The sequence below is a fragment of the Limnohabitans sp. JirII-29 genome (genome assembly GCF_003063395.1).
Lineage (GTDB): Bacteria > Pseudomonadota > Gammaproteobacteria > Burkholderiales > Burkholderiaceae_C > Limnohabitans.
Genome location: NZ_NESB01000006.1, coordinates 206,243 through 226,877 on the forward strand (window position 1 = coordinate 206,243; position 20,635 = coordinate 226,877).

General features: G+C 58.8%; 24 protein-coding genes and 1 pseudogene. 13 read left to right on the top strand and 12 right to left on the bottom strand.

Features of this window, described 5'->3' with window-relative positions; all coding sequences use genetic code 11:
• Positions 1-27: 27 nt before the first annotated feature.
• Positions 28-768 carry a MipA/OmpV family protein gene (locus B9Z39_RS11520; RefSeq protein WP_233248989.1) on the bottom strand — a complete coding sequence of 247 codons (741 nt, stop codon included), beginning with the start codon at positions 766-768 and terminating at the stop codon, positions 28-30.
• A gap of 17 nt (positions 769-785) precedes the next feature.
• A complete protein-coding gene (locus B9Z39_RS11525) occupies positions 786-1,601 on the bottom strand; it encodes an ABC transporter substrate-binding protein (protein ID WP_108301830.1) in 816 nt (271 codons plus the stop codon).
• 35 nt (positions 1,602-1,636) lie between these two features.
• On the opposite strand from B9Z39_RS11525, the gene queE reads away from it, so the two are divergent.
• Both queE and B9Z39_RS11535 read left to right on the top strand, forming a co-directional pair.
• A complete protein-coding gene (gene queE, locus B9Z39_RS11530; protein WP_108301831.1) occupies positions 1,637-2,269 on the top strand; it encodes a 7-carboxy-7-deazaguanine synthase in 633 nt (210 codons plus the stop codon).
• On the top strand, positions 2,266-2,637 hold the full coding sequence (locus tag B9Z39_RS11535) for a 6-carboxytetrahydropterin synthase (protein ID WP_100143795.1): 372 nt from the start codon (positions 2,266-2,268) through the stop codon (positions 2,635-2,637). Before queE ends, B9Z39_RS11535 begins: the two co-directional genes overlap by 4 nt.
• On the opposite strand, the gene B9Z39_RS11540 is transcribed toward B9Z39_RS11535, so the two are convergent.
• Together B9Z39_RS11540 and B9Z39_RS11545 are read right to left on the bottom strand one after the other, a co-directional pair.
• The gene (locus B9Z39_RS11540) at positions 2,618-3,598 is read right to left on the bottom strand and encodes a tripartite tricarboxylate transporter substrate binding protein (protein ID WP_108301832.1); all 981 of its coding nucleotides are present in this window, start codon (positions 3,596-3,598) and stop codon (positions 2,618-2,620) included. The two genes, B9Z39_RS11535 and B9Z39_RS11540, sit on opposite strands and share 20 nt — an antisense overlap.
• A gap of 23 nt (positions 3,599-3,621) precedes the next feature.
• Positions 3,622-4,836 carry an MFS transporter gene (locus B9Z39_RS11545; RefSeq protein WP_100143791.1) on the bottom strand — a complete coding sequence of 405 codons (1,215 nt, stop codon included), beginning with the start codon at positions 4,834-4,836 and terminating at the stop codon, positions 3,622-3,624.
• A 228-nt stretch (positions 4,837-5,064) separates the two neighbouring features.
• On the opposite strand from B9Z39_RS11545, the gene B9Z39_RS11550 reads away from it, so the two are divergent.
• On the top strand, positions 5,065-5,409 hold the full coding sequence (locus B9Z39_RS11550; RefSeq protein ID WP_108301833.1) for a hypothetical protein: 345 nt from the start codon (positions 5,065-5,067) through the stop codon (positions 5,407-5,409).
• Between the two features lie 43 nt (positions 5,410-5,452).
• Positions 5,453-6,202 (top strand): HEPN domain-containing protein, encoded by a 750-nt coding sequence (locus tag B9Z39_RS11555; protein WP_108301834.1) that lies wholly within the window; start codon positions 5,453-5,455, stop codon positions 6,200-6,202.
• A gap of 331 nt (positions 6,203-6,533) precedes the next feature.
• Here the strand turns inward: B9Z39_RS11555 and B9Z39_RS11560 are convergent.
• Positions 6,534-6,824: pseudogene (locus tag B9Z39_RS11560) on the bottom strand (IS110 family transposase); the annotation flags it as partial.
• Between the two features lie 220 nt (positions 6,825-7,044).
• Here B9Z39_RS11560 and B9Z39_RS11565 point away from each other — a divergent pair.
• Together B9Z39_RS11565 and B9Z39_RS11570 are read left to right on the top strand one after the other, a co-directional pair.
• A complete protein-coding gene (locus tag B9Z39_RS11565) occupies positions 7,045-7,269 on the top strand; it encodes a hypothetical protein (protein WP_146183328.1) in 225 nt (74 codons plus the stop codon).
• A gap of 64 nt (positions 7,270-7,333) precedes the next feature.
• Complete coding sequence (locus B9Z39_RS11570) at positions 7,334-7,855, top strand: hypothetical protein (protein ID WP_108301836.1); 522 nt, start codon at positions 7,334-7,336, stop codon at positions 7,853-7,855.
• A gap of 642 nt (positions 7,856-8,497) precedes the next feature.
• Here B9Z39_RS11570 and B9Z39_RS11580 read toward each other — a convergent pair.
• From B9Z39_RS11580 to B9Z39_RS11590, 3 genes are read right to left on the bottom strand one after another with little or no spacing between them, the layout of a single operon-like run.
• On the bottom strand, positions 8,498-8,839 hold the full coding sequence (locus tag B9Z39_RS11580) for an AzlD domain-containing protein (protein WP_108301838.1): 342 nt from the start codon (positions 8,837-8,839) through the stop codon (positions 8,498-8,500).
• Positions 8,836-9,570: an AzlC family ABC transporter permease gene (locus tag B9Z39_RS11585; RefSeq protein WP_233248990.1), complete on the bottom strand. Its 735-nt coding sequence runs from the start codon at positions 9,568-9,570 to the stop codon at positions 8,836-8,838. Before B9Z39_RS11585 ends, B9Z39_RS11580 begins: the two co-directional genes overlap by 4 nt.
• A gap of 14 nt (positions 9,571-9,584) precedes the next feature.
• The gene (locus B9Z39_RS11590; RefSeq protein WP_108301840.1) at positions 9,585-10,568 is read right to left on the bottom strand and encodes a tripartite tricarboxylate transporter substrate-binding protein; all 984 of its coding nucleotides are present in this window, start codon (positions 10,566-10,568) and stop codon (positions 9,585-9,587) included.
• 129 nt (positions 10,569-10,697) lie between these two features.
• Between B9Z39_RS11590 and B9Z39_RS11595 the strand changes: the two genes are divergently transcribed.
• Positions 10,698-10,934, top strand: coding sequence for a hypothetical protein (locus B9Z39_RS11595; RefSeq protein ID WP_108301841.1), 237 nt, complete (start codon positions 10,698-10,700; stop codon positions 10,932-10,934).
• 6 nt (positions 10,935-10,940) lie between these two features.
• On the opposite strand, the gene B9Z39_RS11600 is transcribed toward B9Z39_RS11595, so the two are convergent.
• Genes B9Z39_RS11600 through B9Z39_RS11615 form a run of 4 tightly spaced genes read right to left on the bottom strand, consistent with a single transcriptional unit; the run spans position 10,941 to position 14,389 of the window.
• Entirely contained in the window at positions 10,941-11,267 is a 327-nt protein-coding gene (locus B9Z39_RS11600; RefSeq protein ID WP_158269498.1) for a thiosulfate oxidation carrier complex protein SoxZ, read from the bottom strand.
• 25 nt (positions 11,268-11,292) lie between these two features.
• Positions 11,293-11,772 (bottom strand): thiosulfate oxidation carrier protein SoxY, encoded by a 480-nt coding sequence (locus tag B9Z39_RS11605; protein WP_108301842.1) that lies wholly within the window; start codon positions 11,770-11,772, stop codon positions 11,293-11,295.
• On the bottom strand, positions 11,769-13,931 hold the full coding sequence (locus B9Z39_RS11610) for a molybdopterin cofactor-binding domain-containing protein (RefSeq protein ID WP_108301843.1): 2,163 nt from the start codon (positions 13,929-13,931) through the stop codon (positions 11,769-11,771). Before B9Z39_RS11610 ends, B9Z39_RS11605 begins: the two co-directional genes overlap by 4 nt.
• Entirely contained in the window at positions 13,928-14,389 is a 462-nt protein-coding gene (locus B9Z39_RS11615; protein WP_100143775.1) for a (2Fe-2S)-binding protein, read from the bottom strand. The genes B9Z39_RS11610 and B9Z39_RS11615 overlap by 4 nt, the downstream gene beginning before the upstream one ends.
• Before the next feature lie 233 nt (positions 14,390-14,622).
• Here B9Z39_RS11615 and B9Z39_RS11620 point away from each other — a divergent pair, with 233 nt between their 5' ends.
• From B9Z39_RS11620 to B9Z39_RS11645, 6 genes are read left to right on the top strand one after another with little or no spacing between them, the layout of a single operon-like run.
• Complete coding sequence (locus B9Z39_RS11620; protein ID WP_108301844.1) at positions 14,623-15,456, top strand: VOC family protein; 834 nt, start codon at positions 14,623-14,625, stop codon at positions 15,454-15,456.
• 9 nt (positions 15,457-15,465) lie between these two features.
• On the top strand, positions 15,466-16,248 hold the full coding sequence (locus B9Z39_RS11625) for an IclR family transcriptional regulator (RefSeq protein ID WP_108301845.1): 783 nt from the start codon (positions 15,466-15,468) through the stop codon (positions 16,246-16,248).
• Entirely contained in the window at positions 16,245-17,837 is a 1,593-nt protein-coding gene (locus B9Z39_RS11630; RefSeq protein WP_108301846.1) for a bifunctional 3-(3-hydroxy-phenyl)propionate/3-hydroxycinnamic acid hydroxylase, read from the top strand. Before B9Z39_RS11625 ends, B9Z39_RS11630 begins: the two co-directional genes overlap by 4 nt.
• A gap of 5 nt (positions 17,838-17,842) precedes the next feature.
• A complete protein-coding gene (locus B9Z39_RS11635; protein ID WP_146183329.1) occupies positions 17,843-18,826 on the top strand; it encodes a tripartite tricarboxylate transporter substrate binding protein in 984 nt (327 codons plus the stop codon).
• Between the two features lie 55 nt (positions 18,827-18,881).
• A complete protein-coding gene (locus tag B9Z39_RS11640; RefSeq protein ID WP_108301861.1) occupies positions 18,882-19,871 on the top strand; it encodes a PhnD/SsuA/transferrin family substrate-binding protein in 990 nt (329 codons plus the stop codon).
• Between the two features lie 47 nt (positions 19,872-19,918).
• Positions 19,919-20,626, top strand: a complete 708-nt coding sequence (locus tag B9Z39_RS11645) for a queuosine precursor transporter (RefSeq protein ID WP_100143764.1) — start codon at positions 19,919-19,921, stop codon at positions 20,624-20,626.
• Positions 20,627-20,635: the final 9 nt, after the last annotated feature.

The window sequence follows — 20,635 nt, forward strand, 5'->3', positions numbered from 1 at the left end:
TCATCGCGGCATCCATGCGCTGCGTCCTTATTTGAAAGATCTCGTCAGGGCGAAAAACCCACTGTCTTGCAGCTTGGTCGAGACCAATGGGCTCTGGGTAATGGCCGAATCCAACCAGCGACGTCGCAACTGCAAATTCAGGTGCCATGCCTCGCTAAGAGGCAGCTCAAACGCCATGGCCAACACAGGGGTGGTCGAGGCGCTTGCGCTGTAGGCCCCATACACACTGCTGAGCGACTCCGCCGCGGACACTCCGTAGAGATGCTGCACATACTTGCGACTGCGATGCTCTACGCCCAATTGCGGGTACACCGTCACTGCGCCCAGCTTGAATTCGGCGGCATACGTGGCCTCTTGCAAAAAGCCACCCGAGGTGGTGTCGTACAAGCCATACACAAAGAAGGCCCCCCAAGGGGTCTCTTGGTAAGTTCCCAACCCCACGGGGACCGGATTGGCACGCGCCTGCACGCCACTCAGACGCGGGGTATTTGTCTTGAAACCCTCAAAGCTGATGCGCGCAGCAAGCTCTAAGTAGCCCATGCCCAAGCGGGCAGTTTTCACCCCCAAGGTGTCCACTCGGGTATAAAAACGACCATAGTCAAAGTAGGCGTAAGGCAGCACAAAATTTTCCGCACCGTCACTCGGCACAATGTTCTGCGTGTTGTACACGGCAACGCCCACATCCCCCGTCAAACGGTCTTGCAACGGTGTTTGCGCTGAAACCTGTAGCCCCATGCATGCCATTGCTGCGCATAAAAATTTAAACATCTTTTCACCCCACCACATCAGGGTGCCACTGACGCACCGTCGATACGGTGCCGCACCAAGGCCTGTGCCACAAAACCGCTGACTTTCATCTCCTGCACAAACTGGGTCAGCCATTCGGTCGCCGCTTGTCCGCGCGCTTTGGGCAAGCCCATCGCTTGGTCAATCACCATGAAGCGGCCAGGTAACAAACGCACATGGGGCACACGTTGGGCATCGGCCTCCAACTGCTGCTTCACCCCGGCGGCCACCTCCATCTGCTGGGCCAGAAAGAAGTCCACCACCTGCGGTGATGTGGGAGCGCGCACGATCTGCGCATGCTTCAAATGACGACTCAAAAACAAGTCATACGCACTGCCCTTGCCCACCACCACACGGTGTGCGGCCACATCCACCTCGTCGTTGTGCTGCAGGGGCGAATCTTGTCGTACCAAATAACTCCCCTCAATTTGTACATACGCGCCGGTGAAGGCCACCCCCTGTGCACGCTGCGGATCCAATGCAAAAAAGCCGATATCGGCTTGGTCTTGCGTCACCGCCTCCACCGCTTTGCCTGCGGCGTCAAGCACCACCATCTGTAGGGACACACCCAAACGCTGGGCCAATTGCTGGGCCAAATCGACCGACACCCCGACCGGTAAACCGCTGACAGGGTCGCGTCGCGCCAAGATCGGATTGCCCAAGTTGATGGCAGCACGCAAGGTACCGCTCGGCGCCAGCAACGCCGCAGGCGAGCTGGGCGCCTGGGCATGGACCCAGCCCAACGTCGCGACGCACACGACGACACAACTGCGTAAAAAACGACGGACCAAAAGAAAGCTGGAAATGGGTCTCATGGGCAGAGGTTAGCACTCCGGTACAGTCCATCCCCATGACATACAGCGTGAAAGAAATGTTCTACACCTTGCAAGGCGAAGGGGCAAACGCGGGCCGTCCGTCCGTGTTCTGTCGCTTCGCAGGTTGCAACTTATGGAGCGGACGAGAAGAAGACCGAAGCAGCGCCATCTGCCAGTTTTGCGACACCGACTTTGTGGGCACCGATGGCGACGGTGGCGGCAAATTTGCCACGGCCCAAGACTTGGCCCTCGCCATTGCCGCGTTCTGGCCCAAGGGCCAAGCGCATCGCTTGGTGGTGCTCACGGGAGGCGAGCCCTTGTTGCAAGTCGACGCGGCACTGGTTCAAGCCCTGCACGACCAAAACTTCACCATCGCCGTGGAAACCAACGGCACGGTGCTGCCACCTGACGGCATCGACTGGCTGTGTGTGAGCCCCAAAGCAGGCAGCGCCTTGGTGGTGCGCAGCGGGCAAGAGCTCAAGCTGGTCTACCCACAAGCGGGCAACCATCCCGAAGAGTTTGAACAACTCCACTTTGAACACCACTACCTGCAACCGATGGACGGCCCCTTGGCCGCGGCCAACACCGCAGCCGCCATCGCCTATTGCCAGTCACACCCTCAGTGGCGACTGAGCGTGCAAACCCATAAATTGATCGGTATTCGATGACGTTTGAACTCAGCCAACGCTTCTACTTTGAAGCGGCCCACACCTTGCGCCGAACGATTGACGCCCAAGGCAGTCTGCGCATCCACGGCCACACCTACCACGCAGAAGTCACCATCGCGGGCACACCCGACCCAGCCACCGGCATGATGATGGACTTGGCTTACTTGCGCCAAGAAGTCGAGAAAGTACGCACCCAACTCGACCACCACTTCTTAGACGAAGTGGCCGGTTTAGGCCCGGCCACGCTGGAAAACCTGTGCCTGTTTTTACATACCCAACTCAAAGACGCCTTGCCCAATTTGGCTCGCGTGGTGGTGGAGCGTCCAGCCAGTGGCGACAAGTGCTGCCTCAAGGTGCCGCAAAGTTGATCTTGGTGGCCAAGCGTTTGTTGGCGTCGATCTCGTCGGCAATCACCTTGGCAAACTCAGCGGGCGTGGAGCCCACCGTCACATAGCCCTGCTCGGCAAATGCGCGTTTGACCTCCGGGTCTTCCAAGGCCTTGACCACTTCTTGGCGCATGCGCGTCACGTATTCCATGGGCGTGCCAGCTGGGTACCACAAGCCGTACCAAGGCGTGTAGACAAAGCCCTTCACACCCGCTTCATCGACCGTGGGTACATCCGGCATCAACGCCCAGCGGGTTTTGCCCGTGATGGCCAAGGCACGCAGCTTGCCCGACTTGACCAAGGGCAACAGCGCCGTGGCCGAGCCAATGCACACATCGATGCGTCCGGCCATCAAGTCGGTGATCGCCTCGCCCACGCCTTTGTAGGGCACGTGGTTGATCTTGGTGCCCGCACTGGTGTTGAAAAACTCGGCCGCAAACTGCATCACATTGCCCACACCGCCCGAGCCGTAGTTGAGCTTCTCGGGCCGCGCTTTCGCATCGGCGATGAACTCTTGCAAGGTGTTGGCCTTCACGCTCGGCCCCACGGCAACCACAAAGCCCACGCTGTTGGCCACCAAGGTGATGGGCGTGAAATCTTTCACAGGGTCATAGCTCAAGCTGGGTGACACCACAGGCAAGCTGGCATGGCTCGACGAGGTGTTGAGCAACGTGTAGCCATCGGGTGCCGACTTGGCGACCACCCCAGTGCCAATGGCACCCCCCGCGCCCGCGCGGTTGTCGATCACAAAGTTCTGCCCCAGGGCGGGGGCCATTTTTTGGTTCAAGGTGCGGCCAATGAAGTCCATCGGCCCTCCCGCCACATAAGGCACCACCATGCGAATTGGATGGTTGGGGTAGTCTTTGTGTGCGACTTGGGTTTGGGCTTGAGCGCCAGCGGCGCCAAGCATCAGGCTGCACAACAGCCATGGGGTGATCTTCATCGGGACATCCTTTGGGAAAAAATTCAAGTCATGCGGTCACGGTGCGCCAGTTGGGGGAACAAGCGCAACCACAGCACCGCCACCACCATGGTGCCAATGCCGCCAAACACCACCGAGCCCACCGGCCCCAGCCACGCGGCTGTGGCTCCCGACTCAAACTCACCAAGCTGGTTCGACGCACCAATGAAAATGCCATTCACCGCCGCCACGCGCCCGCGCATGTCGTCGGGGGTTTCCATCTGCATCAAGGTCAAGCGGGTCACCACACTGATGTTGTCTGCCGCACCCGTCACGGCCAGTGCCAGCATGGACAGCCAGAAAGATTCGGACAAGCCAAACACCACCGTGGCCAAACCAAACACGCCCACCGCCAGCAGCAAGCGATGGCCCACATGGCGCTGCATCGGCCAACGCGCCAAGATCAGCGACACCACCAAGGCCCCCACCGCAGGTGCGCCACGCAGCAGCCCCAAGCCTTCGGGTCCGACATGCAAGATGTCGCGCGCATAAATGGGCAACAAAGCGGTCGCGCCGCCCAGCAACACGGCAAACAAATCGAGCGCCATGGCCCCCAGCAAAATTTGGCGCTCACACACAAACATCACGCCAGCCATCACGGTGCGCCATGTGGCGGCTGTGTGCGCCACCTTGGTGTGCGGCATCACCACCCACCAGGTCAACACAAAAGCCAGCGACAGCAACACCGCGCAGGTGAGGTAGACCGTGGTGGGCCCCAACACATAGAGCAAACCACCCAGAGCCGGTCCGCCAATGATGGCCACTTGCACACCGCTCGAACTCAGGGCCACTGCCGGTTGCAACAAATGGCCGGGTACCAAGGTGGGCGTGATGGCTTGCTGCGCGGGCATTTGGAAAGCGCGTGCCACACCCAGCACCACCGATAAGGCAAAAATCAACTCACGGCTGGCAAAACCACCCTCAATGCCCCACACCAACACCAAAGCCACCGCAGCCTGGGCCAACATACACACGGCGAACAAGCGCCCGCGATGCACCCGGTCGGCCACATGCCCTGCTGGCAAGGTCATCAGCAACGCGGGAATGAACTGAAACAGGCCCACCAGCCCCAAGTCCCAAGCGCTGGACGTCATGTCGTACACATGCCAGGCCACAGCCAACATGAGCATCTGGTTGGCCATGATGCCCACTAAACGCGCAAACCAAAAACGAAGAAACTGGCGCTGTTTGAGCAGCGCGGAAAAAGAATTGGTGCTCATTGAATTTAAGGGTATGCGTCATCTGCTGTTGATTTGAAGTCTTCTGGAGGGTTGGTTATCCATGCCGACCACCAGTTCTTTGTACGGCATCCTAATTCGGATTTTTTCAACGACCACGCACTTTCGCACTTTCATGTGCAGTACGCTGAATTCAAGGCCACTGTTGATATTCACCTCGCTACGACACGCCTAGAATTGCGACATCTCCATAGCATTTAGAGAGAAAACATGAGCGACTTCGACTTCACGCTTTACGTCGACCGATTTTCAGGGAACAGGACGTATCACCTCAAGAGAACCGAATCAGGCTGGCACATCTCCCACATTGCGATCAATGGCGATTCAAAGCCCAATGGCGCCCCTTTTCTCTACTTAAATTTTGAACAAGACGGTGTTCACTATCCCAGCGGCATACAGGTCTTCCTTGAACATGTCTGGACCCGTTTGAAGGAGGGTAGCCTAAACGATGAAGCTGCCCAGCAGAGACTGCAGGAGCTTGCGGATTGGGTGTCTGCGTGCGAGAAGGCTCAGCCAAGATGGGAAGATTGGAACCGGAAGCTCGCTGGCGAGTGACGGCTAATCACTCGCTCAAGCGCAGCGCCAACAGCAGGTCACCATGGAACAACAGGTTATCCTCAACACGTTCGCATCCGATGTATTTCGGAAGCAAGCCGACTACGACTACATAGCTGCCCGAGCGAACTACCGTATGCACCTGCGGCAACAGTTTCTATGGTCGGCACATCAGGCTGTGGAGAAATACCTGAAGGCCGTACTCCTCTTCAATGGAAGAAGCGCGAGGTACTACACGTCTCCTGCTGACCCAACAAAGAAACGCGAGTTTAGCCACGATCTTGATGCCCTCATAGCCGAGGTGAAGAATATCGCTCTCTTCAAGATTGAAATCGAGCCGGAAGATGAGAAGTTCCTTTCATATCTGTCTAGCCAAGGCGGCGCTAACAGGTACCTCAGCAATTCTGCGTACAACACGCCTGACGCGATCCATCAGCTCGACAGGTTGGTTTGGCATATTCGGCGCTACTGCCAATACATTGCAGATCGAGGGCTTGGCTGTCGCGAAGCTGTTCCTGGCATGCAGGAGGCAGTCGTCCGCTCTATTGCCGATCCCTCAAAGAAAATAACTCCACATTCGTTTGCGTTATTTGGTGGTGAGCTAGAAGCTGTAATCAAGAGAGCTCCGAAAGACCCTGCCCGCAAGGCACTCGTTTGGGCAAACCTCTGGTACGGAAAGAAGAAACGCCTTCGCGTAACCTATAACAGCTTCGGTTCGTCGGAGATTCCTCCCAATAAGCGCGAATGGACTGGCATTGACTGGAAGCGTATCGAAGAATATGTCAAACCATGAGAAGGTGGCTAACTCAAACTACAAGTGCTTCCCCAACTTTGCAAGCAATAGCCATCCTGGGTCGATTGCGAAGCAATTGACCCAGGCATGTGAATTCGGTTTTTCAATCCAGATCTGCGATTCGCCTGCTGAATGTTGGTGTTGATGTTTGGATGCAAACGGTGCGGACGGGGTAACTACAAACGGTCACTATTGCTGCATCTTTGCAGCCAACCCTGATGAAAGACGCACGCTGGGGGCTCCATTCGTTACTGTGAAAGACACATCGAAGCAGACGCAGCAAAGCCTGACCTGAAGCTAGCCGGAGCGTTTGACAACGGTGATGGTTTGGGGCGTCGTTCTTGCCGCGTTTGCCCGAGAGGCGGTAGGGGGCCACGAACTTCGGCGCCATCAAGCGCACGGTGTGACCGAACTGAGCAACTCACGTGCCCAGTGGTGGGCGCCGGAGCAGGCCTACATGCCGATCAGGCAAGGCGGCAAAGATGCGATGAGTTCGAGCAATTTGGCGCGTGGCACATTGGGCCCAAGCAGCGCGGGTTTGCCAGCTTCATCCACAACATGCACGGCAAAAACGTTCTTTGCCAAATCGTGTCAAATGGATGCCAACGGTTACGATATTCATAAGACTTCCTTTTGCAAATACAAGCGAGTTGATGAAAAGTACGACCTCTCCATCGTGGCACTCAGTTGCCGTTGACCGCAACCCTGACGGGGCGCGCATCACTTGGGGCGGGGAAGTCCCTTTCATTCGTTAGGCCGCATACTCCAACCGCACCGTACACCTCGATTCAACGCTCAACCGCTTTGCTTCAAACGCGCTGCGACAGATCATGGAAAACACTATGCCGCTGGTCGAATCTTTCGTTGCTTATGATGAACAAGAAACTCCGTACGCGATTAATGTCTTCGAAACAGGTTTTCGGCCAGTGGCAGGGACAGCACGCCTAATCGTTGACTACAGCCTTGCAGAAACCGACGAAATGTTAGAGGAAATCAGGGGGCTAAAATGTGCCTTTCGCATCAAATCAACCGACGAGCTGATTTACGACTTGAGACATATCGAATAACCAAGTTCGAACATGAATTCGATAGACTTTGCTGTAGCCCAAATAACAAACTCTGACAGTTGCCATGCCTAAACACTTGATCCACGTTCTTTTGTGTGTCTGCTTTTTCTTGAGCGGAAGCGTCAACGCGCAAGCATTGTGGGGCAACACCAACGCATCCATGTCAATCGGCCAAGTTCAACAAGTACAGCCAAGCGCCTCGGATACCTTTGAGAAACCCGAAAAGTTGGACAACGGTGCCATTGAGAAGTTGCGCATCACGAGCGTTGAGATTGATGGAATTCCCTACACTGCCTCGTTCTACTTCCTCGCTGAGAAGTTGTATCAGGTATCGCTTAGCTCAGGAGACGTCGACGCAAAAACTGTTGTCCACAAGTTTCGAACACTTGTCGATGCACTGAAGTCAAAATATGGAGATGAAATTTCCAAGAAGTATGACAGTGGTCTCCTTGGAATCACTGCCAGGTCTACTTGGCAAAGCGGGCGAACTACGATTCGGGCAAATCTATTTTCGTTTTCGGGTTCACCGGGATTACTTTATATTGTCTACAACTCCGCTTTGTCTAACACAGCGGACAAACTCTAGTGCAATGCGGCCTAGCCCCTACAGGGACTTCCATCGTAGTCAAGCACCGCAGGCGCGAGTTATTCACTGTTGACGTCTTTCTTGCAATGGCATGACGGGAATGGTGCGATACAACGGGAACAGACTGCACATCTACAGACGGCCTTGTTGCGCCTTGGTGGGCGCGGACCCAGATACGAACCGCTCGGCAGGGCCCCATTCCGTTCCCGTGGTCATTACCAATCGAATGCCACAAGGGGTTAGTCGGGCTTGCCCGCCGCCGATCTGACCTGTTTACTGCATCATCGGAATCACATCTGGCAAGAAATCACTTTGTTTGTCGCATGGGTCGGGGATACAGCTTTAAAGCGTTACGGGCCAAGATTCTGTTCACTGAGGGTACTCACCAAAAGAAATGCAGTCGACCCAAGTTTGAACGAATAGATCTTTCTGATTTTGGGCATAGCGGTGGAAACGTGATGCACGATCAGTTGTTCAACCTGTCCCGATGGACGTCAACGCCAAAGTCTCGAAATCAACACAAGGGACTTGCGAAGACTTTGAACTACGGAGCCTCCATATCAGCACTGGTCAGGCTAATCGAGGAAGGCAAGCTTTGAGCCTTTATCAACAACAGATTACGGATACCCGAATTTAAAAAGGTCAAGCCATGATGCCGTAGCTCATGATCAGCAAAGTGCCCGTCAACAAGGCGGGCACCAAGCGACGTTGCGGGCGGGACATCATCACCGCCACACTCACCGCACACACGGCCACACGCACCACCACAGGCACTTGGGCCAGCACGCCAATGGGCATCAAGATCATGCGCACAGTCAGGGCCGCCACCATGGCGTAGGTCACGGCAGAAAGCCAGCGAAAAATCTCGCTCTCCTGGTTGATCTGATCCGACAACAGCACACCAATGGCGCGGCAAAAATACGTGCCCACGCTGGCCCCGACCAAGGCCAACCAAGGCGTCCAGTCTTGCATGGGGGCCGTCATGTGCGCACCTCTTGGGGTGCCGGGCGCAGCCAGCGGCGGTCCACCCAATACGCCAACGTTCCGCCCACCAAACCCGTGGTCAACAAACTCGTGTCACGGTCCCAGAGGTAAAAGAACGGGCCCAGCACGCAACCCAAAGCAATCGCCAAGCGGTTGGCCCAAGGCTTGACCTCGGTGAAGGTCAACAAAAAAAACAAGGGATTCAAAAACACCAAGGCCAAGGTCACAGGTGGCGACACCCAACCTGCCACTTGGTAGCCCAAATACGTGCCAGGCACCGACACCAACCAGCACGGCACGGCCAGTCCTAAGAAGTAGGCCAAGCGGTGTTTCGCAGGCATCGATTGAAACTCCCGCATCGACACCGCCCAGGCCGTCATGGCCAACACATGCACCGCGGCATACAAACTGCTGTTGCGGTCAAGGCGGTGGAACTGTGGGAACAAGGTGACGGTCATGGTGATGAAGCGCGACGACGACAGAGTCACCGCCAGCACCATGGCAAACAAGGACGAGCCGGTGATCAGCATTTCAAACAACACCACCTGCCCAGGCAAAGCAAACATCAGAAAACTGCTGGCCGTCATCAGCCACACATCGAAGCCGTTGCTGCGGCCCATGGCACCAAAGCCCACCATGCCTGCAAACAACACCACCATGGGCGCTCCTAAGGCGGCACGCACACCGGCCACAAACGCGTCTCGTCGGTTGGTAAACCGGGCTGCTGTCATCCCCATCTCCGGCGTCAGTCTGGCTGAACGCCGGCCTTGATCAACAAGGGATTGAGCGTTTCAATTTCGTGTTTCAAATGGGCGCGCAAATAGTCAGGCCGAGCCTTCTCTGCCGTCACCGGCAAGGCACCCAACGAGCCCAGGCGCGATTTCACATCCGGGTCTTTGATGGCGGCTTGCAACGCCACGGTGAGTTTGTCGATCACGGCCTTGGGTGTGCCCTTGGGCGCGTAAAGGCCAAACATGATGCTGATGTCAAAGCCCGAGGTCCCCAACTCGGGCAAGGCCGGCAAATCGGGCAGCGAGGCCAAACGGGTTTTGCCCGCCACCAAATAGGCCTTGACGCGACCACTGGTGGTGGCTGGCGTGGTGCTGGTGGTTTGGTCGCACATCACATCCAACTGCCCGCCCATCACATCGTTCAAAGCGGGGGCTGCCCCTTTGTAAGGAACCGAGATGAGCTGCACGTTCAGGGCATTCATGAACATCAGGCTGCACAGATGCGACGCCGACCCCACCCCGGCATGGCCCATGCTCAACTTGGCTGCGTTGTCGCGCACATAGGCCACGAACTCTTTGGCATCTTTGGCCGGAAAGTCACGCCGCGCCACCACCACCATCGGGCCTTCGGTAGCCAGGCCAATCGGCTCAAAGTCGTCCACCGGGCTGTAGGAGAGGTTTTTGAACATCGCCAAATTGGTGGCGTGGCTGACATGGATCATGAGCAGCGTGTAGCCATCGGGCTTGCTGCGCGCCACCTTGGCCGTGCCAATCGTGCCCGAGGCACCGGCGGTGTTGTCCACCACGATTTGTTGCCCCAAAGCCTTTTGCATCGCTGCGGCATAGATGCGGGTGATGACATCGCCAGGCCCGCCTGGCGCGTAGGGCATGACCATGGTGATGGGGCGTGTTGGGTAATCTTGCGCCCAAGCACTGCCTATGCCCAACGACCCCAGCCCAACCAGAATCAGCCCTAAGAAAATGCGCGATGTCGTCATAGAGGTGCAGCGTATCACGCCCCCCGCGAACCAGCGCACAGGGGCTGGAGTACCCGAGTCATTTGAGCGACCCCTCAAGTTGCCTGCCTTGGTGCCGATCTTTTGAGCAGACATAGAAAGGAGTTGGCCATGGGCTTGAGTGTCAGCAGCATCCACAGCAACCGCCCCTCGGCCAAGGTCTACCCACCCGTGGCCAAAGTGTCGCGCGTCACCAAGGGCGCCACGCCCATTGAGGAGGTCGATGGCCCATTCGGTGCCAACGCGTCAGAGAGCCCGTCCGTGGCGGGCGCCAGTGCGGCATCGGGTCATCCCAGTGCGACGACCTTGTTTGAAGGCAAAGGCAGCGAAGTCGACGTGTACGCTTGATACGTGTTACGCGCTGAGCACCGTCAGCACTTGGCGCAACTGCCCCATTTGCCCCGCGTCGTCGATCCAGCGCAGCCACAGCTCACCCGAGCGCGTGGCACGCAAATAAAACTCAAACAAGGGGTTGGCCGAAATGCCTGACGAAGGCTCGACCCGAAACACCTCTTGCGGTGGTGCGCCTTCGCCCACCCATTGGCAGCTCAAGGTTTGGATCACATTGCGCGGCACGGTGCGGCCCTCGTTGTCTTGCAAGTAGCCTGTCTCCATGGGGTGTTGCACCAAGATGCGAACCTTGAACACATCCCCCACCACCACACGGTCGGGCCAGGACATGCGCGCCAAATTCAAAGCCATGGCGTCACGACCCGTCCACGCAGGCCGACTCGGTGACGATCACATCCGCCAAGTCATAGCAACAACGACCGTCTGACATACGCGCCAGCGCCAACACCATTTGCGAGCCTGCCAGGCGCACCCGGGTACTCACCTCAGCCCGCCCAGACCACGGCCCCACATGGAACGTGGCCATGCGCTCGACCGGGTTGCGTTGTGACACCAGCACGATTTCCTGCACGTGATCTGCCTCGGTCATCGGACTGTCCACCCGCACACTCAGCGGCACCAAATGGCCGTTGTCGGCCAACAAGGGCAGTTGCAAATGCACCGCTTGACGCACCGGGGCTGCCCCCTGACGCCAAGGTGCCAACATTTCAGACAAGGAACGCAAACGCCCAGACACCATGCCCTGGGCCCAAGCGCTGGGCTGCCCCACCGACAGACCCAGCGCGCCACACCCCAGCGCTGCACTGGCGTGCAGCCACTGCCTGCGCTGCATCATCCGCGGGCCAAGCTCAAGCCGTGGTTCTTGAGTGGCAACGAGCGCAAGCGCTTGCCGGTGGCCGCAAAGATGGCGTTGGCCAAAGCGGGTGCCAGCGGTGCTTGGGCCGGTTCGCCCACGCCACCCCAGAAACCACCGGTGGGGGCAATCACAGCCTCCACCTTGGGCATTTCGTTGAAACGCATCATGCGGTAGTCATGGAAGTTCGATTGCTCGATGCGGCCATCTTTGACCGTCATCTCGCCCCAGAAAATCGCTGTCAAACCGTGCACCACGCTGCCTTGAATTTGCGCCTCAATGTTGTTGGGGTTGACGGCGTAGCCGCAGTCAATGCCCATCACCACGCGGTGGATCTTGACCTCTGACTTGGCGTTCACCGACACCTCACACACACAGGCGGTGTAGCTGCCATAGCCTTCGGTTTCGGCAATGCCACGGAACACGCCCTTGGGCAAAGGCTTGCCCCAGTCGGCGGCCTTGGCCACGGCTTCCAAAATCGCACGGTCTTTGACGAACTTTTCGCCCAACAAGGACTGGCGAAACGCCAGCGGGTCTTTGCCTGCGGCATGAGCCAACTCGTCGATGAACGACTCGCGCACAAACGGGTTTTGTGAGTGCCCCACGGTGCGCCAAAAGCCCACGGGCACGTTGGTGTTGCGCTGCGCGTAATCGACCAAGCTGTTGGGAATGTTGTAGGGGTGGTCGTTGAAACTCGCCACCGCTTGGCCGTCGATGCCGTTGGGCAATGGCAGTTTGAGCAAGGTCGCCAAGATGGAGGGCGCACTGACGCGGATGTGCAGGGCTTGCACCTTGCCTGCGTCGTCCATCGACGCCTTCATGCGCACCAAGCTGGCGGGGCGGTACAGGTCGTGCTGGGTGTCTTCTTCGCGTGTCCACACCATCTTCACAGGCTTACCCGCCATGGCCTTGGCAATCAACACGCCTTGGCGCGTGAAGTCTTGTGCGCCCTTGCGGCCCAAACCACCACCGAGTTGCATGGGGTGCACCAACACTTGGTCTTGCGGCACACCTGCGGCAGCCGCAGCCGTGGCCAACACGCCCTCTGGGTTTTGGGTGGAGGTCCACACCTCGACTTTGCCGTCGTGCACCCAAGCGGTACACACCAACGGCTCCATCGTGGCGTGGGCCAGATAAGGCGTGAAGTACTCAGCCTCGTGCACCTTGCTGGCCTTGGCCAACACCTCAGGCGCGTTGCCGTCGTTGCGGGCCACCGCCAGTTGGGGCTGGTCCAAACCCTCCTTGAAGCTGGCCATGATGGAGGCGCTGGAGAGCTTGGCGTTGTCTCCCGTGTCCCACTCAATCGCCACATCTTTGAGGGCCTCTTTGGCGCGCCACCAGTTGTCCCCCACCACCGCCACAAAGGTGCCTTGGTTGAGCACCTTCACGATGCCACGGCGGTTGTCGACCTTGGACGAATCCAGCGACTTGACCGTGCCATTGAACACCGGGCAGGCCGCCACAGCGGCGTACAACATGCCAGGCAGTTGCGCGTCGATGCCGTAGCGCACACGGCCCGTCACGATGTCGGGAATGTCCACCCGCTTGATCGGCTTGCCAATGATCTTCCAGTCTTTCGGGTCTTTGAGTTGGACCTCTTTCGGTGGCTCCAGCTTGGCGGCCTCGGCGGCCAACTTGCCGTAGCTGAGTTTGCGTTTGCTCGGGGTGTGGGTCACCACGCCCAAAGCGGCCACGCATTCGCTGGCGGGCACGCCCCACTGCTGGGCGGCTGCGGCAATCAGCATTTCACGCGCAGTGGCACCGGCTTTGCGCAAATACTCTTGCGAGTTGCGGATGGTGCGGCTGCCCACGGCGGCCATGTCGCCATAGACACGCTTTTGGCGCAGGTTCTCGTGCGCGGTGGCGTATTCCACGCGCACGCGCTTCCAGTCGGCTTCGAGCTCGTCGGCCACCAACTGAGGTGCCGAGGTGCGGCTGCCCTGGCCCATTTCGGTACGGGCATAACGAATGATGATGGTCTCGTCGGCTTGAATTTCAATCCAGGCATTGACGCGTTCTGCCGTGGCAGCCATGCCTTTTTCTGGCAAGAAAAATCCCAGCGACAAAGCCGCAACGGCGGTGCTGGAAACCTTCAAAAAGCCCCGGCGATCCACGCCAGCGGTAAGGTGTGAGGTGGTCATGCGCGTGCTCCTTTGTTGGCCACCGCGTGGATGGCTTGGCGCATGCGCGCATAGGTGCCACAGCGGCAGATGTTGCTCATGGCGGCATCGATGTCTTCGTCCGTAGGCTTGGGCTTTTTCTTGAGCAAGGCCACGGCCGTCAAGATTTGGCCGCCTTGGCAATACCCGCACTGGGGCACTTCATGGTCAATCCAGGCTTGCTGCACCGCATGCAGGGTGCCATTCTTGTTGGCCAGACCTTCGATGGTGACCACCTTCTGTGACGCAGCAGCCGACACGGGGTAAGAGCACGAACGCACGGGTTCGCCGTTCAAGAGCACCGTGCAAGCACCACACTGGGCCACACCACAACCGAATTTGGGGCCTTTGATGTCGAGTTCATCGCGCAGGGCCCACAAAAGAGGCATGTCGGGCTCGACGTCGGCCTCGTGCACACGTCCGTTGATGTTGAGTTTCATGTTGTCTGCCACCTAGGTTGAAAGAAGCGCGTAGGGTAGCCAAGTCCCTCCGTTCCCGCCAGCGTGAAAGCCCCCAAAACGACCTAAAACTGACGCCTGCGCGTCAGCAAGAAGCAAGCCTCGGGTGGGTCACCTTGCTGTCAAAATCTCAAATAATGAGATGCATCATTGACGCGTTGGGCCGCTCACACGATAGTCGGCGCGTTTTGAATGTTCTGCCCTGAAAGCCCGCTTTGAGTCTTGATGCCCACCTGGTGCGCTTGCACCTGCAATCCCCCGATCCCGCTGCCTTGGCGGCGTTCTACACGCGCTGCTACGACATGCAGCAGCGCACAGTGGGCAACACGCACGTGTGCGAAGCACCACAACGTGCCGTGCACATATCCCCCGGTCAAGCCAACCAGTTGCACTACGCGCTGTGGGCCTGCAACACCCAAGAGGCGTGGGCGCGACTGCGCGCCAAAACAGCGACGCTGCCCCAGCAAGACCTGAGCGGTTTTGCAGACCTGCCCGCAAACGCCGTGGGTGTGCGCGACCCACAAGGCCTGTGCCTGGTGTTTGTGCCGCCCCAAACGTCTTCAATACCTCAGTCCGTCAACAGCGCATTGCCTGGGGCCACCAACCAGCACTTCGCGGTGCGCACCCAGCAGATCGAGACCTTGGTGGCCTTCTACACCGAGCAGTTGGGCTTCATCGTGTCAGACCGGGTGCAAGACGACAGCGGCCAGCTCAAAGCCTGCTTCTTGCGCACCGAGCACCTGCACCACTGCTTGGCCTTGTTTGGCGCACCCGTGAACTGCTTTGACCACCAGTCGTTTGAAACCCCGAGCTGGAACGACCTCAAAGACTGGGCCGACCACATGGGTCGCCTGCGCACCGAAATTGTTTGGGGCGTCGGGCGCCACGGCCCCGGGGACGACGTGTTTTTCATGGTGCGCGACCCCGATGGCAATTTGGCAGAGATCTCCTCCGAAATTGAAGTCTGTGCACCCGACCGGCCCATGGGCGTGTGGCCCCACGAAGAGCGCACGCTCAATGTGTGGGGCAAAGCCATCATGCGCAGCTGAGGCCCTGGCATGCCCAACACCCACCGCATCTTGCGTGTGCTCAATGCGTTCACGCCAGAGCGCACGGAAATTTCTCCCGAATGGTTGATGGCCGAGTTGGGCGCTTCGCGCGCCAGTATTTACCGCGACCTCCAGCAGCTCAGCCGCGTGGGCTTGATCGAACGGGTGAGTGAGCGGGGCTACTCGCTGGGGCCCAAAATTGTGGAGCTGGACCGGCAAATTCGCCAGTCCGACCCGCTGCTGCGCGCGGCCGCAGACATTGCAGAACAACTGGCCCACACCACAGGCGGCACGGTGCTGATTTGTCGTTTGCATGACGACAAGGTGCTGTGCATCCAAGACACCTCGGGCCAGCATGCGCCATCAGCCGTGAGCTACGAACGCGGTAAAGCCATGCCCTTGTACCGAGGTGCCACCTCCAAAATCATCTTGGCCCATTTACCGCCCAAGAAAGTGGCCGAGCTGTTTGCCAAAGACCATGCCGCCCTGCAAGCCGCAGGTTTGGCCGACAGCCTGGACGATCTGAACGCCTTGCTCAAAGCCTGGCGCAACGAAGGCAGCGTCACCACCATGGCCGAGATCGACCCTCACAACGTGGGCTGCGCCGTGGCCCTGCTGCATGGCAAACGCGTGCTGGGCAGCCTGAGTGTGGTGTTGCCCGCCTCGGCGCTGACGCCCGAACAACAAGCCCGCAACCTGCGTGAGTTGCACAGTGCGGCACGGCGCATCGAAGCCCGCATGGCCTCCAGCGGCCAACGAAAAATATCTTCTTCACCTACAACGCTTCCATGAACACCCCTTTGAATTTCGACGTGATCGTGGTGGGCACCGGCCCCACGGGCTTGGTGCTTGCACACCTGCTGGGCAACTATGGGCTACACGCCTTGGTGATCGACAAAAACAGCGGCCCCGTGGACGAAGCCCGCGCCGTCACCATCGACGACGAGAGCTTGCGCACCCTGCAAGCCACAGGCATGTTGCCCGGGGTGTTGCCCAACGTGGTGCAAGGCTATGGCGTGCATTACTACTCGTGGACGAACCAGTTGTTTGCCAAGATCGAGCCCAGCTCGCGCGAATACGGCTACCCCAAGCGCAACGCCTTTCGCCAGCAGCTGTTGGTACAAGCCTTGAGCGAAGGCATGGCACGCCAAGGCCATGTCAGCTTGCGCTATGGCCACGAGCTGATCAGCCTGGAACAACACCCCGACCATGTGAACGCCACCGTCATGCATGAGGGTCAAACACAAACCTACACGGCGCGCTGGCTGGTGGCCTGTGACGGTGGGCGCAGCACCGTGCGCGAACTGTTGGGCATCGCGCTGGAAGGCAGCACCTACAAAGAGAAATGGTTGATCGCCGATTTGATTGGCCGCGCCTCACCGTTTCGCCACACCCGCACCTATTGCGACCCCCAGCGCCCCGCCATTCGCCTGCCCGGCCCGCAAAGCACGGTGCGCTACGAGTTCATGTTGCACCCTGGCGAAGACCCCGAGGCCGTGCTGCAAGACGCGCAGTTGCGCCAGTGGATCCATAGCCGTGACCCACAAGACGCGCAACTCACCTTGCTGCGCAAAGTGGTCTACACCTTCCACGCACGCGTGGCCACGCAATGGCGCGCAGGTCGCGTGCTGCTGGCGGGTGACGCCGCGCACCTGACACCGCCCTTCGCCGGCCAAGGCATGAACAGCGGCGTGCGTGACGCCGCCAACCTGGCCTGGAAACTGGCGGCCAACCTGCAACACGGTGCCTCGCCCCAACTGCTCGACACCTACCAGCAAGAGCGCAAGCCGCACGCCTGGGCCTTGATTCAAATGGCTTTGCGCATTGGTGCCTTCATGCAGCCCAAGTCGCGCCTTGGCGCTGCGTTGGCGCAAACCTTGTTGAAACTGGTGTGCCTCGTGCCTGCCGCGCGCGACTACATCTTGCACCTCAAGTTCAAACCCAAGCCCCGTTTCTTTGAGGGATTTTTTGTGCCCTGGAATATCCCCCAAGCCAAAATTCCCAGTGGGCAACTCATGACCCAGCCCTTGATGGAACTGCCCAATGGCCAAACCATGCTGCTGGACGACTTGTTAGGCACAGGCTATGCCGTGCTGCAATGGGCCGATGCGCCAGAGTTGCCCTTGCCTGCGGGCATGCAAGCACGCGTGGTGCGCGTCATTCGCCACGCCGACGACTTCTTGCCCGCCAGCACCGCTGCACACGCATTGTGTGTGCGTGATGTGCAACACGAACTGGCAGCCGTGCTCGACAGTGCCCAAGCGCAAGCCGTGGTGTTGCGACCCGACCGCTATGTGCTGGCCTATGTGGGACAGGACAGGCACCAAGCCTGTGGCACCATCGCGCAGATTTTTCACTCGGTCTACCCCTCGCAGGCTTGAACACCATGTCTTTGCACAACTTGGCTCGCACCTTCTTTTGCGCTGCACTGTGGCTGATTGGCATCAGCGCACCCGTGGCTTGGGCACAAGCGCCCTATCCCAACCGCGCCATCAAGCTGGTGTCGCCCATCCCACCCGGTGGTGCGCCCGATTTGATTGCACGCGCCATTGGCTACAAGCTCTCCACAGGCCTCAACCAAGCCGTGGTGATCGACACCAAGGTGGGCTCCAACGGCAACATCGCCGCCGAATTCGTGGCCCGTGCGCCAGCCGATGGCTACACCCTACTGGTGGGCATGGACAGCTTGTTTGTCATCAACCCCTACCTGTACGCCAAGGGCGCGGTGGATGTGAACAAAGAACTCATCCCCATCGCTTCGCTGGGCAGCAACCAGTTTGTGCTGTCGGTCAACGCGGCCTTGCCTGTGAAAACACTGCCCGAATTTGTGGCCTATGTGAAAAAGACCTCGCCCCCACCCGCCTACGCCTCGGGCGGCAACGGCAGCCAGCACCACCTGACGATGGAGATGCTCAAAGCCCGCGCCGGCATGGACATGCTGCACGTGCCCTACAAAGGTGGTGCACCAGCGACCACCGCCACCATTGGCGGCGAGACCATCGCCATGTTCTCAGGCACCTCCAACGCCGCCCTCATCAAGGCGGGCAAGCTCAAGGCCATTGCGGTGAGCAGCGCACAACGCCTCAAAGAAATGCCCGAGGTGCCCACCATCGCCGAGACCTACCCCGGCTTTGACAACAGCATTTGGATTGGCTTGTTTGCCCCCGCAGGCACACCCGACGCCGTGGTGCAGCGCTTGCGCGCCGAAGTGGCCAAGGCCTTGCAAGCGCCCGATCTGATCGAGGCCTTCAACAAGGCGGGGGGCATTGAGCCCATGGTCACCACGCCCGACGAGTTGCAAGCGCAAATCAAACGCGACCAAGCCAAGTACAGCAAGATCATTCGCGATTTAGCCATCAAGCCCGACTGAACCCTGTCGGTTCTTGAGCACTTTTTTTCAATTCACTTTTCTCACGGAGCCTCTCTTGTCCAACCTCAACCTCTCTGTCGCCGTCGGTGACTACGACCATGTGCGCGACCTCATGTCTGGACGCGTGCGCGCCGAAGGCATCGACATCACCCCCATCCACGTGCCGGTGGAAGAAATGTTCTTTCGCTTCACCAAGTTTCAGGAATGGGACGTGTCTGAAATGTCGTTTGCCAAGGCCATCTCGCTGGTGTCGCAAGCCGACCCCTGGCTGGTGCTGGTGCCTGTGTTTCCATCGCGGGCCTTTCGCCACTCCTCCATCTATGTGCGCAAAGACCGCAACATCCAAACGCCCGCCGACCTGGCAGGCAAAAAAGTGGGCGTGCCTGAATGGGCACAAACCGCAGCCATTTATTCGCGCGGCATGTTGGCCCACGAATACGGTGTGGACCTCAACAGCATCGACTGGCACCAAGCCGGTGTGAACGACGCCGGTCGACGCGAGAAAGTCGCCCTGCAACTGCCCCCAGGCTTGCGCTACACGCCCATGCCCCACACCTCGCTGTCAGAGATGCTGCTCAACGGCACGCTCGACGCTGCCCTCAGCGCGCGCCCACCCGGCGCGTTTGTCAACCACCCCGAGTTGGTGGAACGCCTGATCCCCAACTACCGCGAGGTCGAGATGGCGTATTGGCAAAAGACCCAGATCTTCCCCATCATGCATGTCATGGCCATCAAGCGCGAGGTGTACGAAAAGAACCGCTGGATCGCCACCAACTTGCTCAAAGGTTTCGAAGAAGCCAAAACCCGCAGCCTGCACCGTGCCGCTGACATCACCGCCTCGTCCTACCCCCTGCCCTGGGTGGCCGACTATGCGGCGCAGTCGCAAGCCATCATGGGCGACGACTTCTGGCCCTATGGCATCCAGGGCAATCGCTCGACGCTGGAAGCCTTCAGCCAGTACGCCTGGGAACAAGGCATCACCACACGTCACATCAAGCTCGAAGAGATTTTTGTCAAAGAAGTCCAAGACAGCGTGAAGGTTTAAGCGCCAGCCAGTGGCGCAATCGGCGCGAAGTCTTCACAATCTCAGACATGCACAACCGCCGCACTTACCGCTACTACGACCTGATCGTCGCCGCCTTTGTCACCGTGCTGCTGTGCGCCAACCTGATTGGCGCAGGCAAGGTGGCCCAGGTGGAGTTGCCGCTGGTGGGCACCTTGGTGTTTGGTGCTGGCGTGTTGTTCTTTCCCATCTCGTATTTCTTTGGCGACATCTTGACCGAGGTCTATGGCTACGCCCATGACCGCCGTGCGGTGTGGTGCGGCTTTGGCGCTTTGGCCTTTGCAGCGCTGATGGCCTTTGTGGTCACTGCGCTGCCTGCCGCGCCCGGTGACTACAACAGCCAGTTGCAATCGGGCTTGCAAGTGGTGTTTGGCAACACCTGGCGCATTGTGATGGGCTCGATCGTGGCATTTTGGGCCGGCAGCTTGGTCAACAGCTTTGTGTTGGCCAAACTCAAAATCTTGACTCAGGGCCGACGTTTGTGGATGCGCACCATTGGCTCGACCATGGCGGGCGAGTTGGTCGACTCATCGCTGTTTTACGTACTGGCCTTCTACGCCATTTGGCCCACCGAGCAGGTGGTTCAGGTGGCCATCACGCAGTACATCTTGAAGACCAGTTGGGAAGTGCTGGCCACACCCATGACCTACCGTATCGTGGCGTTTTTAAAGCGCAAAGAAAACGAAGACTTCTACGACACACACACCAACTTCACGCCGTTCAAGGTGTCGGTGTAAAAAAAAGCG

Coding starts and splice junctions, on each gene's coding strand:
- B9Z39_RS11520 (WP_233248989.1), bottom strand. CDS start 768: ATGTTTAAATTTTTATGCGCAGCAATGGCATGCATGGGGCTACAGGTT.
- B9Z39_RS11525 (WP_108301830.1), bottom strand. CDS start 1,601: ATGAGACCCATTTCCAGCTTTCTTTTGGTCCGTCGTTTTTTACGCAGT.
- queE (WP_108301831.1), top strand. CDS start 1,637: ATGACATACAGCGTGAAAGAAATGTTCTACACCTTGCAAGGCGAAGGG.
- B9Z39_RS11535 (WP_100143795.1), top strand. CDS start 2,266: ATGACGTTTGAACTCAGCCAACGCTTCTACTTTGAAGCGGCCCACACC.
- B9Z39_RS11540 (WP_108301832.1), bottom strand. CDS start 3,598: ATGAAGATCACCCCATGGCTGTTGTGCAGCCTGATGCTTGGCGCCGCT.
- B9Z39_RS11545 (WP_100143791.1), bottom strand. CDS start 4,836: ATGAGCACCAATTCTTTTTCCGCGCTGCTCAAACAGCGCCAGTTTCTT.
- B9Z39_RS11550 (WP_108301833.1), top strand. CDS start 5,065: ATGAGCGACTTCGACTTCACGCTTTACGTCGACCGATTTTCAGGGAAC.
- B9Z39_RS11555 (WP_108301834.1), top strand. CDS start 5,453: ATGGAACAACAGGTTATCCTCAACACGTTCGCATCCGATGTATTTCGG.
- B9Z39_RS11565 (WP_146183328.1), top strand. CDS start 7,045: ATGCCGCTGGTCGAATCTTTCGTTGCTTATGATGAACAAGAAACTCCG.
- B9Z39_RS11570 (WP_108301836.1), top strand. CDS start 7,334: ATGCCTAAACACTTGATCCACGTTCTTTTGTGTGTCTGCTTTTTCTTG.
- B9Z39_RS11580 (WP_108301838.1), bottom strand. CDS start 8,839: ATGACGGCCCCCATGCAAGACTGGACGCCTTGGTTGGCCTTGGTCGGG.
- B9Z39_RS11585 (WP_233248990.1), bottom strand. CDS start 9,570: ATGACAGCAGCCCGGTTTACCAACCGACGAGACGCGTTTGTGGCCGGT.
- B9Z39_RS11590 (WP_108301840.1), bottom strand. CDS start 10,568: ATGACGACATCGCGCATTTTCTTAGGGCTGATTCTGGTTGGGCTGGGG.
- B9Z39_RS11595 (WP_108301841.1), top strand. CDS start 10,698: ATGGGCTTGAGTGTCAGCAGCATCCACAGCAACCGCCCCTCGGCCAAG.
- B9Z39_RS11600 (WP_158269498.1), bottom strand. CDS start 11,267: ATGTCCTGGCCCGACCGTGTGGTGGTGGGGGATGTGTTCAAGGTTCGC.
- B9Z39_RS11605 (WP_108301842.1), bottom strand. CDS start 11,772: ATGATGCAGCGCAGGCAGTGGCTGCACGCCAGTGCAGCGCTGGGGTGT.
- B9Z39_RS11610 (WP_108301843.1), bottom strand. CDS start 13,931: ATGACCACCTCACACCTTACCGCTGGCGTGGATCGCCGGGGCTTTTTG.
- B9Z39_RS11615 (WP_100143775.1), bottom strand. CDS start 14,389: ATGAAACTCAACATCAACGGACGTGTGCACGAGGCCGACGTCGAGCCC.
- B9Z39_RS11625 (WP_108301845.1), top strand. CDS start 15,466: ATGCCCAACACCCACCGCATCTTGCGTGTGCTCAATGCGTTCACGCCA.
- B9Z39_RS11630 (WP_108301846.1), top strand. CDS start 16,245: ATGAACACCCCTTTGAATTTCGACGTGATCGTGGTGGGCACCGGCCCC.
- B9Z39_RS11635 (WP_146183329.1), top strand. CDS start 17,843: ATGTCTTTGCACAACTTGGCTCGCACCTTCTTTTGCGCTGCACTGTGG.
- B9Z39_RS11645 (WP_100143764.1), top strand. CDS start 19,919: ATGCACAACCGCCGCACTTACCGCTACTACGACCTGATCGTCGCCGCC.